9 protein-coding genes are annotated in these 10,918 nt (G+C 69.4%); 8 read left to right on the top strand and 1 reads right to left on the bottom strand.

The window, feature by feature from the left end; all coding sequences use genetic code 11:
• On the top strand, positions 1 to 734 hold a 734-nt coding region (locus ACLBYD_RS08035; protein ID WP_447815996.1), incomplete at its 5' end, for an alpha/beta hydrolase family protein.
• A gap of 32 nt (positions 735 to 766) precedes the next feature.
• On the opposite strand, the gene ACLBYD_RS08030 is transcribed toward ACLBYD_RS08035, so the two are convergent.
• Positions 767 to 1,132, bottom strand: coding sequence for a hypothetical protein (locus ACLBYD_RS08030; protein ID WP_024100597.1), 366 nt, complete (start codon positions 1,130 to 1,132; stop codon positions 767 to 769).
• A 182-nt stretch (positions 1,133 to 1,314) separates the two neighbouring features.
• On the opposite strand from ACLBYD_RS08030, the gene ACLBYD_RS08025 reads away from it, so the two are divergent.
• The 7 genes from ACLBYD_RS08025 (at position 1,315) to rpmA (ending at position 10,877) form a co-directional block, all read left to right on the top strand.
• On the top strand, positions 1,315 to 3,975 hold the full coding sequence (locus ACLBYD_RS08025; RefSeq protein ID WP_447815995.1) for a valine--tRNA ligase: 2,661 nt from the start codon (positions 1,315 to 1,317) through the stop codon (positions 3,973 to 3,975).
• The gene (gene folC, locus ACLBYD_RS08020) at positions 3,972 to 5,393 is read left to right on the top strand and encodes a bifunctional tetrahydrofolate synthase/dihydrofolate synthase (RefSeq protein WP_258259240.1); all 1,422 of its coding nucleotides are present in this window, start codon (positions 3,972 to 3,974) and stop codon (positions 5,391 to 5,393) included. Before ACLBYD_RS08025 ends, folC begins: the two co-directional genes overlap by 4 nt.
• A complete protein-coding gene (locus tag ACLBYD_RS08015) occupies positions 5,390 to 5,800 on the top strand; it encodes a DUF4233 domain-containing protein (protein ID WP_060651102.1) in 411 nt (136 codons plus the stop codon). Before folC ends, ACLBYD_RS08015 begins: the two co-directional genes overlap by 4 nt.
• Before the next feature lie 9 nt (positions 5,801 to 5,809).
• Entirely contained in the window at positions 5,810 to 6,229 is a 420-nt protein-coding gene (ndk, locus tag ACLBYD_RS08010; protein ID WP_006551181.1) for a nucleoside-diphosphate kinase, read from the top strand.
• A gap of 444 nt (positions 6,230 to 6,673) precedes the next feature.
• The gene (locus ACLBYD_RS08005; RefSeq protein ID WP_447815994.1) at positions 6,674 to 10,030 is read left to right on the top strand and encodes a translation initiation factor IF-2 N-terminal domain-containing protein; all 3,357 of its coding nucleotides are present in this window, start codon (positions 6,674 to 6,676) and stop codon (positions 10,028 to 10,030) included.
• A 234-nt stretch (positions 10,031 to 10,264) separates the two neighbouring features.
• Entirely contained in the window at positions 10,265 to 10,576 is a 312-nt protein-coding gene (gene rplU / locus ACLBYD_RS08000; protein WP_006551183.1) for a 50S ribosomal protein L21, read from the top strand.
• A 37-nt stretch (positions 10,577 to 10,613) separates the two neighbouring features.
• Complete coding sequence (gene rpmA, locus ACLBYD_RS07995; RefSeq protein WP_006551184.1) at positions 10,614 to 10,877, top strand: 50S ribosomal protein L27; 264 nt, start codon at positions 10,614 to 10,616, stop codon at positions 10,875 to 10,877.
• Positions 10,878 to 10,918 lie beyond the last annotated feature (41 nt).

Below are 10,918 nucleotides of genomic sequence, written 5' to 3'. Positions count from 1 at the left end.
CCGCCGACGACCCCGCGCCGTTGTTGCTGTGGGTGCACGGCGGTCCGCTGAGCAGCTGGAACACGTGGTCGTGGCGCTGGAACCCGTGGCTCCTCGTCGCCCGCGGCTATGCGGTGCTGCTGCCCGATCCCGCACTGTCCACGGGATACGGCGACGACTTCCTCCGGCGAGGCTGGGGACGGTGGGGGAGCGAACCGTACACCGATCTGATGGCGATCACGGATGCCGCGGTCGCGCGCGAGGACATCGACGAGGAGCGGACCGCGGTGATGGGCGGATCGTTCGGCGGATATCTCGCCAACTGGATCGCCGGGCACACCGACCGGTTCCGCGCGGTCGTCACCCATGCCGGCCTGTGGGCGCTGGACCAGTTCACCCCGACCACCGACGTGGCCTGGTACTGGCAGCGGGAGATGACCCCGGAGATGGCGGTCGAGAACTCACCGCACCTGTTCGTCGCCGACATCGTCACGCCCATGCTCGTGATCCACGGCGACAAGGACTATCGCGTCCCGATCGGCGAAGCCCTGCGCCTGTGGTACGAGCTGCTCAACGAATCGGGCCGGCCCGCCGAGGACGACGGCACCACCGTCCACCGCTTCCTGTACTTCCCGTCCGAGAACCACTGGGTGCTGAAGCCTCAGCACTCGAAGATCTGGTACCGGACCGTCGAGGCGTTCCTGTCCGAGCACGTGCTCGGCCGCCCGCTCGACCTGCCGGACGAGCTGGGCTGACCGAGGACGTCCGCTCGGGGTCTACTGCCTCGCTATTCGGGCGGGCGCGGCTGGTCGCCCGGCGAGACCGGCGGACGCGTGGGCTCGTCGGTGGCCGGTGTCGACTCGCTCGTCGCGGAACCGGAACCGGCCGAGTGCTGACCCGATCCGCCGCGATGGGTGACCTTCTCGGCGAGACCACCGACCGTCTCCTGGAGGTGCGGTGCCTTCTCCTTCACGACGCCGGCCGCTTCCGTCACCTTGTCCTGTACCGCAGGAATGACCTTTTCCTGCACTGCCGGGTTGTGCCACAGCTCGTTCGAACGCCCCCGCATCTTGTCGTAGGTCTCGCGTCCCGCCCGGGTCCCCGCGACGAATCCCGCGGCTGCACCTGCAGCGAAGATCAATGCCCGCATCATGACGGTGTCCTCCGTACTGTCCGTTCGGCGTCCGCGCATTCGGCCGCCCGGCACTGCGATACCCGGTCGGGGAGCGGGCCACACTCTTCTGTCGCGACCCCTGTCCGGCTCTGTCGCGACCCGTGTCCATCTCTGTCGTGGCCCGTGTCCAGGAGGTTCGCCGCGACGCTTACGATTGACGGGTGACCAGTGCGCCAGAGAACTCGCAGAACCCCGCCGACGCCCTTCCCAAGAGCTGGGACCCCAGCGCCGTCGAAGCGGAGCTCTACCAGCAGTGGGTCGACGCCGGCTACTTCGAGGCCGACCCCACGAGCGACAAGCCCGGGTACTCGATCGTCCTGCCGCCGCCGAACGTCACCGGCAGCCTGCACATGGGTCACGCCCTCGACCACACCCTCATGGACGTGCTCTCCCGCCGTAAGCGCATGCAGGGCTACGAGGTGCTGTGGCTGCCCGGCATGGACCACGCCGGCATCGCCACCCAGACCGTCGTCGAGAAGCAGCTCGCCGCCGACGGCAAGAAGAAGGAGGACCTCGGTCGCGAGGCCTTCATCGAGAAGGTCTGGCAGTGGAAGGCCGAGTCCGGCGGCATGATCCAGGGCCAGATGCGTCGCATCGGCGACGGTGTGGACTGGTCGCGCGACCGCTTCACCATGGACGAGGGGCTGTCCCGCGCGGTGCAGACGATGTTCAAGCGCCTCTACGACGAGGGGCTGATCTACCGCGCCGAGCGCCTGGTCAACTGGTCGCCCGTGCTGCAGACCGCGATCTCCGACATCGAGGTGAAGTTCGAGGAGGTCGAGGGCGAACTCGTCTCCCTGCGCTACGGCTCCCTGAACGACGACGAGCCGCACGTCGTCGTCGCTACCACTCGTGTGGAGACGATGCTCGGCGACACCGCCGTCGCGGTGCACCCCGAAGACGAGCGCTACAAGGACATCATCGGCACGACGCTCGAGCACCCGATCACCGGCCGTCAGATCCCGATCATCGCCGACGAATACGTCGACCCCGAATTCGGTACGGGCGCAGTGAAGATCACGCCTGCGCACGACCCCAACGACTTCGAAATGGGCCTGCGGCACGACCTGCCGATGCCCACGATCATGGACAAGGCCGGTCGTATCGCCGACTCCGGCACCCGCTTCGACGGCATGGACCGTTTCGAGGCGCGCGTCGCGATCCGCGAGGAACTCGCCGCGCAGGGCCGCGTCGTCGCCGAGAAGCGCCCCTACCTGCACAGCGTCGGCCACTCCGAGCGGTCCGGCGAGACCATCGAGCCGCGGCTGTCGATGCAGTGGTGGGTCAAGGTCGACAAGCTCGCCAAGGCCGCCGGCGACGCGGTGCGCAACGGTCACACCGTCATCCACCCGGCGAGCCAGGAACCGCGCTGGTTCGACTGGGTCGACAACATGCACGACTGGTGCATCTCGCGTCAGCTGTGGTGGGGTCACCGCATCCCGATCTGGTACGGCCCGAACGGCGAGGTCGAGTGCTTCGGCCCCGACGAGAGCGCACCCGAGGGTTGGGAGCAGGACCCGGACGTGCTCGACACGTGGTTCTCGTCCGGCCTGTGGCCGTTCTCCACGATGGGCTGGCCGGAGAAGACCCCCGAGCTCGACAAGTTCTATCCCACCAGCGTTCTCGTCACCGGCTACGACATCCTGTTCTTCTGGGTCGCCCGCATGATGATGTTCGGCACCTACGTGTCGGGCGACGACGCGGTGCACCAGGCGCAGGTTCCGTTCCGGGATCTGTTCCTGCACGGCCTCGTCCGCGACCAGTTCGGCAAGAAGATGTCGAAGTCGCGCGGCAACGGCATCGACCCCCTCGACTGGGTCGAGCGTTTCGGCGCCGACGCCCTGCGCTTCACGCTGGCGCGCGGCGCGAACCCGGGTGGCGATCTCGCCGTCGGTGAGGACCACGCCCAGTCGTCGCGCAACTTCGCGAACAAGCTGTTCAACGCGACCAAGTTCGCGTTGATGAACGGCGCGGTGATCGGCGAGCTCCCGGCCCGCCAGCAGCTCACCGACGCCGACCGGTGGATCCTCGACCGCCTCGAGCAGGTGCGGACCGAGGTCGACGCGGCCTTCGATCATTACGAGTTCTCGAAGGCGTGCGAGGCGCTCTACCACTTCGCGTGGGACGAGGTCTGCGACTGGTATCTCGAGCTCGCCAAGGTCCAGCTCGTCGAGGGCAGCGCCCACGCCGACGGCACCAAGGTCGTGCTCGGCACCGTCCTCGACCAGCTGCTGCGCCTGCTGCACCCGGTCATCCCGTTCGTCACCGAGACCCTGTGGAAGGTGCTCACCGGCGGCGAGTCCGTTGTCGTCGCGTCCTGGCCCGAGGCGTCCGGCGTCGCCACCGACGAGACCGCGGCGCAGCGGGTCGCCGACCTGCAGAGGCTCGTCACCGAGATCCGCCGGTTTCGCAGCGACCAGGGCCTCAAGCCGTCGCAGAAGGTCGCGGCCCGGCTCGTCGGTGTCGAGGACGCCGATCTCGTCGCGCAGGTGCCGGCCGTGCAGTCGCTCGCGCGCCTGACCGCGCCGGAGGACTCGTTCTCGGCCACCGCGTCGATCGAGGTCCGGCTGAGCCGCGCGACGGTCACCGTCGAGCTCGACACCTCCGGCAGCATCGACGTCGGCGCCGAGATCGCGCGCCTGCGCAAGGATCTCGCCGCCGCGGAGAAGGAACTGATGGGCACCTCCGCGAAGCTGTCGAACGAGGCCTTCCTCGCGAAGGCACCCGATCAGGTGGTCGAGAAGATCCGCGGTCGCAAGCAGATCGCGGAAGAGGAGATCGCACGGATCACCGCACGACTGAAGGAGCTGGGCGCGGCGTGAGCACCGACACCCCGGGGGCGCCGTCCCCGGTGGACCTGGCCGAACTGACGCTCGTCGAAGCCGAGCTCGACAAGCGCTGGCCGGAGACGAAGATCGAGCCGTCCCTGGCGCGGATCGCCGCGCTGATGGACATCCTCGGGTCGCCGCAGAACAGCTACCCCTCGATCCACGTGGCCGGCACGAACGGCAAGACGTCGACAACCCGGATGATCGACGCGCTGCTCACCCGCATGCACCACCGGGTCGGCCGGACGACGAGCCCGCACCTGCAGCTCGCCACCGAGCGGATCAGCATCGACGGCGCGCCGGTTTCGCCGCGGACCTACGTCGACACCTACCGCGACATCGAACCGTACGTCCGGATGATCGACGAGCAGTCCGAGGCGGCCGGTGGTCCGAAGATGAGCAAGTTCGAGGTCACCACGGCCATGGCGTTCGCGGCGTTCGCCGATGCACCCGTCGACGTGGCGGTCGTGGAGGTCGGTCTCGGCGGACGGTGGGACGCCACCAACGTCGTCACCGGGCAGGTCGCGGTGATCACGCCGGTCGGGATCGACCACACCGGCTATCTCGGCGACACCCTCACGGAGATCGCGGGGGAGAAGGCCGGGATCATCAAGAAGGCACCCGACGACGGTCTCGTGCCCCGCGACACCGTGGCGATCATCGCGCAGCAGGAACCCGAGGCGATGGACGTGCTGCTGCGGCAGGCCGTCGAGGCCGACGCGGCCGTGGCCCGTCAGGGTTCCGAGTTCGCGGTGGTGCGGCGTGCGGTCGCCGTCGGCGGACAGCAGATCGACCTGCAGGGTCTCGGGGGTCTCTACACCGACATCTTCCTGCCGCTCCACGGCGAGCACCAGGCGCACAACGCGTCGGTCGCGCTGGCCGCGGTCGAGGCGTTCTTCGGGGCGGGCCCCGGCAAGCAGCTCGATGTCGATGCGGTGCGCGACGCGTTCGCGTCGGTGACCACGCCGGGCCGGCTCGAGCGGGTGCGCAACGCGCCCACCGTATTCCTCGACGCCGCGCACAACCCGCACGGTGCGAAGGCCCTCGCGGCCGCGCTCGCCCAGGAATTCGACTTCCGCAAGCTCGTGGGCGTCGTGAGCGTGATGGCCGACAAGGACGTCGCAGGTCTGATCGAGGCGCTCGAACCGGTCTTCGACGAGATCGTCGTCACCCACAACGGGTCGCCGCGGGCGATGGACGTCGACGATCTCGCGAACATCGCCGTCGCCCGATTCGGCGACGAACGGGTCGTCACCGCGGCGACGCTCCCGGATGCGATCGAAACCGCGATCGCGATCGCGGAGGAGGTCGGCGAGCCCGGCGAAGCGGTGTCGGGCGCCGGGGTCGTGGTCACCGGTTCGGTGGTGACCGCAGGTGCGGCCCGCAGTCTGTTCGGAAAGGATCCCGCGTGAGCAACGACAAGCCGGAGGAACAGAAGTTCCGGCCGCCGACGACGGACCCCTGGAAGGGCTTCCGCGGCGTGATGGCGGGAACGCTCGTGCTCGAGGCGATCGTGGTGCTGCTGGTGCTGCCGGTGATCGCGACCGTCGGCGGGGGACTGAGCGCGTGGTCGACGACCTACGTCGTGGGCCTCGCCGTTCTCATGTTCCTCGGAGCCGGGGTGCAGAAGAAGTCGTGGGCGATCCCGTTCAACATCACGCTGCAGGTGCTCGCCGTGCTCGGCTTCTTCGTCGACCTCGCGTTCGGTGCGGTGGGTGTGCTCTTCGCCGTGGTGTGGGCGTACATCTTCTACCTGCGCAAGGACATCAGGGATCGCGAATCCAGGGGTCTGCTGCCGGGCCAGCGGGACGACCTCTAGGCTTGTCGCGTGACTGAGCGGACCCTGGTACTGATCAAGCCCGACGGCGTCGCACGCCGTCACGTCGGAGAGATCCTCTCGCGCATCGAGCGCAAGGGGCTGGACATCGTGGCTCTCGAGCTGCGCACTGCGACCGAGGAGGTCGCCGGAGCGCACTACGCCGAGCACGAGGGCAAGCCCTTCTACCCCTCGCTGATCGAGTTCATCACCGGCGGCCCCCTCGTGGCCGCGGTCCTCGAAGGCCCGCGCGCGATCGCGGCGTTCCGTCAACTCGCCGGTGGCACCGATCCGGTCGAGAAGGCCGTGCCCGGCTCGATCCGCGGCGACCTCGGCCTGGACCCGGGCGAGAACCTGGTCCACGGCTCCGACTCGGTGGAGTCCGCCGAGCGCGAGATCGCTCTCTGGTTCCCCGCCCTGGCTGCGAAGTAACAGCCCCGCACGAGCGGCGCCTGGCGTGTCGCTCACGAAACCTCTCGGGCGTCGCGCTTCGCGCCTCCCGACACCGCCGACGGCGCCCTCCGGGGCGCCGTTGGCGTATCCGTGCATCTCCGTGTGGGATACTGGCAGAGGTTGCCCCGCACACACCGCGTGCGGAGCGGCCGAACGACATCACGGATCGATGCCCGACATCGCTGTGGCCGAGGACGAAGGAGACACCTCGCTCGGCGGCACGCTGGATGTTCCGGCGCTCGACCCGCGATCAAGCCAGGCATTGCTCGGCCGTGCAGTGAAAACGGGCACCGGACGACCGCGCGATGCGAGACCGGAAGGACTCGCGCCCACCCGGCGCGAGTACACAAGCTGCGCCCCCGCGTGGCCGCTCACATCGCTGTTGTCGGTGGTGGACGCGCCCGGGGGCCTTAGGAGACCTACGTGGCCGATCAAGAGCCGCCGGAGAACAACTCGATCGAAGCGTCGGACGCAGGGGGACGGAACCTCCTCGGTCTGCCTGCCAAGATCCGCGTCCATGCCCTCGCCAAGCTGCTGGGGCTGACCAGTAAGCAGGTGATCGCGAAAGCCGCCGAGCGCGGCACCGAGCTGCGCAGTGCGCACTCGACCCTCCCACGCGACGTCGCGGAGGACCTGCACGCCGCGTTGAGCGACGACACGGGCACGCCCGCGCCCGCCGTACAGGAAGCCGAGACGGCTCCCGAAGCTGCAGCCGAGACGGCTCCCGAAGCTGTGGCGGAGACGGCTCCCGAGGCCGAGACCGCGCCGGAGCCTGCCGTCGAGACGACTCCCGCGCCTGCGACCGAGGCTGCGGAGACCGCCGAGGCCGTGCCGGTCGAGAGCGACGAGCTGCGACCCGCCGAGAAGACCGCGGACGAGACCGCACCGCAGGCACTCGACATCCCCTCCGTCGGAGGACCCACCGGGCTGTTCACGTCGGTGGAGCAGAGCACGCCGCTGTTCGAGATGCCCGAGCCGTCCACCACGGCCGAGCCGATCGTCGCTGCACCGCTGTTCCTCCAGCCCGAGGTGCCCTCGCCTGCCGAGGAAGAGGAGGGGACCCGCCCGCGTCGCCGGCGCGCACGCCGCGGCAAGGACACCGAGCAGGCACCGGCCGAGGACGAGCAGCAGACCGTCGAGCCGGCCGCCGCCGAGTCCGCCGAGTCCACCGAGGAAGCGCCGTCGCAGCAGGCGGACGAAGACCAGGACGACCAGCCGCGTCGCCGCCGCCGCGGACGTCGCGGTCGTGGACGTGGCCGCGGGGACGGCACCGATACCGACCAGCAGGACGAGACCACCGCAACCGGCGAGGACTCCGAGTCCGCCGCCGCGGAGACGGAGAAGTCCGCCGAAGCGGAGTCCACCGCAGCGGAGACTCCCGCCGAGGAGACCGCCGGCACCGAGGAGAGCACCTCCGACGAGTCCGCCTCGGGCGACGAGCAGAGCAGCGACGAGCACGACACCGACGACGAGCAGGGCGGGGGGACGTCCCGTCGCCGCCGCCGTCGCCGTCGTCGTCGCGGTTCCGACACCGACACCGCGAGCACCGACGACGACTCGGTTCCCACGGTCGTCCACGAGCGGGAGCCGCGTCCGAAGAGCCGCGCCAAGGACGAGGTCCAGGGCATCAGCGGTTCGACGCGTCTCGAGGCGAAGCGTCAGCGTCGTCGCGACGGTCGCGAGGCCGGTCGCCGCCGGCCCCCGATCCTCACCGAATCCGAGTTCCTCGCCCGCCGCGAGGCTGTCGACCGGGTCATGGTCGTGCGCGAACGCACGGGCGGTTCCCACGCGGGCATGACGCAGGTCGCGGTGCTCGAGGACGGCATCCTCGTCGAGCACTTCGTCACGACCTCCGGTTCGGCGTCGATGGTCGGCAACATCTACCTCGGCCGCGTGCAGAACGTCCTCCCGTCCATGGAGGCGGCGTTCATCGACATCGGCCGTGGCCGCAACGGCGTGCTCTACGCCGGTGAGGTGAACTGGGAGGCCGCCGGCCTCGGAGGCAACTCCCGCAAGATCGAGCAGGCCCTCAAGCCCGGCGACCAGGTGGTCGTGCAGGTCAGCAAGGACCCGGTCGGTCACAAGGGCGCACGTCTGACCACCCAGATCAGCCTCGCCGGACGCTTCCTGGTCTACGTGCCGGGAGGCTCGTCCACGGGCATCAGCCGCAAGCTCCCCGACACCGAGCGCAAGCGCCTCAAGGACATCCTCCGCGAGATCGTCCCCTCCGAGGCGGGCGTGATCATCCGTACCGCCGCCGAGGGCGTGAGCGAGGAGGAACTCTCGCGCGACGTCACCCGCCTGCAGACGCAGTGGGAGTCGATCCGCGAGCAGTCCGAGAAGCTGCAGGCCGACGCCTCGGGCCAGCCGAAGACGCTCTACGAGGAGCCGGATCTGCTCGTGAAGGTCGTGCGCGACCTGTTCAACGAGGACTTCTCCAAGCTCGTCATCGAGGGCGACTCGGCGTGGGACACCGTCGAGAGCTACATCCGGACGGTCGCACCCGACCTGCTGCCGCGCGTCGAGCGCTACCGCTCGGAGAACTCGGTGGACGTCTTCGGTGCGCACCGCATCGACGAGCAGCTCGCGAAGGCGCTCGACCGCAAGGTGTGGCTGCCGTCCGGCGGCACGCTCGTCATCGACCGCACCGAGGCGATGACCGTCATCGACGTCAACACCGGCAAGTTCACCGGTTCCGGCGGCAACCTCGAGGAGACGGTCACCCGTAACAACCTCGAGGCGGCCGAGGAGATCGTCCGCCAGATGCGCCTGCGCGACATCGGCGGCATGATCGTCGTCGACTTCATCGACATGGTGCTCGAGTCGAACCGCGACCTCGTGCTGCGTCGCCTGACCGAGGCCCTCGGCCGGGACCGCACCCGCCACCAGGTCTCGGAGGTCACCTCGCTCGGCCTGGTCCAGATGACGCGCAAGCGGCTCGGGACCGGTCTCGTCGAGGCGTTCTCCACCACCTGTGAGCACTGCAGCGGCCGCGGCCTCATCGTGCACTCGGAGCCGATCGAGTCGAAGTCCTCGGACGACTCCGGTCGTTCGTCCGGCGGTGGTTCGCGGCGTAAGCGTGGACGCGACAAGAGCTCGCAGGAGCCCGCCGCCGAGACGCACACGACGCCGTCGCCCGAAGAGGTCGTCAAGCGTGCCGCGCACCCCGTCGCGCTCGCGATGGCCGCGCACAACTCGACACCGGCCGCGGACGCTCCGGCCGCAGAGCCGGCAGCGACCGAGACCGCATCCGAGGCGGCGTCCGCACCTGCGGGCGACGTCGACCCGGTCAAGGTCACCGAGCCGCTGCGGGCCGTCGAGCCCGAGAAGGTCGCCGCACCGACGAAGGAGCCCGTCGCAGGGGAGGACGCCACCACGGTGACGACCGCCTCCGACGAGCCCGCCGAGATCGAGGCAGAGGTCGCAGCAGCCGAAGCCGCAGTCGCGGAGACCGCTGTTCCCGAGGCTGCCGTGTCCGAGACGGCCGTCTCCGGCGCAGGGGAGAGCACCGACGGAGCGGCTTCCGTCGAGGCCGCAGAACCGGCTCCGCGTCGCCGTCGGGCACGCAGGGTCGCCCGGGCGGCCGCAGCGCCCGCCGGGGACGGTGGGCCTGCAGCCAAGGTGTTCGTCGTCCCCGCGACGACCGGGACGTCCACGGGGGCCGAGTCGGACTCCCGGCCGAGCACACCGGTCGAGACGCCGGTGGAGATCGTGCGGCGGCCGCGTTCGCGGCGTGCCGCAGGGCGCCCCGCCGGACCTCCGGTGGACGCCGAAGCGTGACCCTCCGCTTCCGGGCCGGTCACGACCGGCCCGGAAGCAGGCACTACCGTGCCACCCGGTTTGACCCTGGGAGTCACCTTCCCGTAATCTTGTTCAGTCGCTACTCGGCGATAGTGCCCAGCCGCGTCCGGATTCAGGATGCCGGCGGGACCCGAGTCAGCAACCACACCAGACCAGTCGCGTCCGCAGCACTGTGGCGCGAGCACGTTCGAAGAAGCAAGGGGTAGCCGTCCGATGGCAACGTACGCGATCGTCAAGACCGGCGGTAAGCAGTACAAGGTCGCTGAAGGCGACCTCGTCAAGGTCGAGAAGATCGAGGGTGAGCCCGGCGCTGCTGTCTCGCTTGCCCCGGTCCTCGTCGTCGACGGATCCGAACTGACCACCGACGCCGACAAGCTGGCCAAGGTCTCGGTCACCGGCGAGATCGTCGAGCACACCAAGGGCCCGAAGATCCGCATCCACAAGTTCAAGAACAAGACCGGGTACCACAAGCGCCAGGGCCACCGTCAGAAGCTGACGGTCGTCAAGGTCACCGGCATCAAGTAAACCGAGCTTCGAGCTTCAACCCCCAGGAGGGTTCGTCATGGCACACAAGAAGGGCGCATCCAGCTCCCGTAACGGTCGCGATTCGAACGCACAGCGACTCGGCGTCAAGCGCTTCGGTGGCCAGGCCGTCAACGCCGGCGAGATCATCGTGCGCCAGCGCGGCACCCACTTCCACCCCGGCGTGAACGTGGGACGCGGCGGCGACGACACGCTGTTCGCCCTCGCGGCCGGTGCCGTCGAGTTCGGTACCAAGCGCGGTCGCAAGACCGTCAACATCGTTCCGGCTGCGGCAGACGCCTGATCTGCCGTCCGGTAACGGACACCGCGGGACCAGCTCCCGCG

It is taken from the genome of Rhodococcus sp. C26F, assembly GCF_053345925.1.
Note: the sequence above shows the minus strand (reverse complement) of the source record. Positions and strands in the feature narration are given on the sequence as shown.

Bases quoted from the DNA above. Each gene is read 5' to 3' on its own strand.
- rpmA (WP_006551184.1), top strand. From the start codon at position 10,614: ATGGCACACAAGAAGGGCGCATCCAGCTCCCGTAACGGTCGCGATTCG.
- ACLBYD_RS08030 (WP_024100597.1), bottom strand. From the start codon at position 1,132: ATGATGCGGGCATTGATCTTCGCTGCAGGTGCAGCCGCGGGATTCGTC.
- rplU (WP_006551183.1), top strand. From the start codon at position 10,265: ATGGCAACGTACGCGATCGTCAAGACCGGCGGTAAGCAGTACAAGGTC.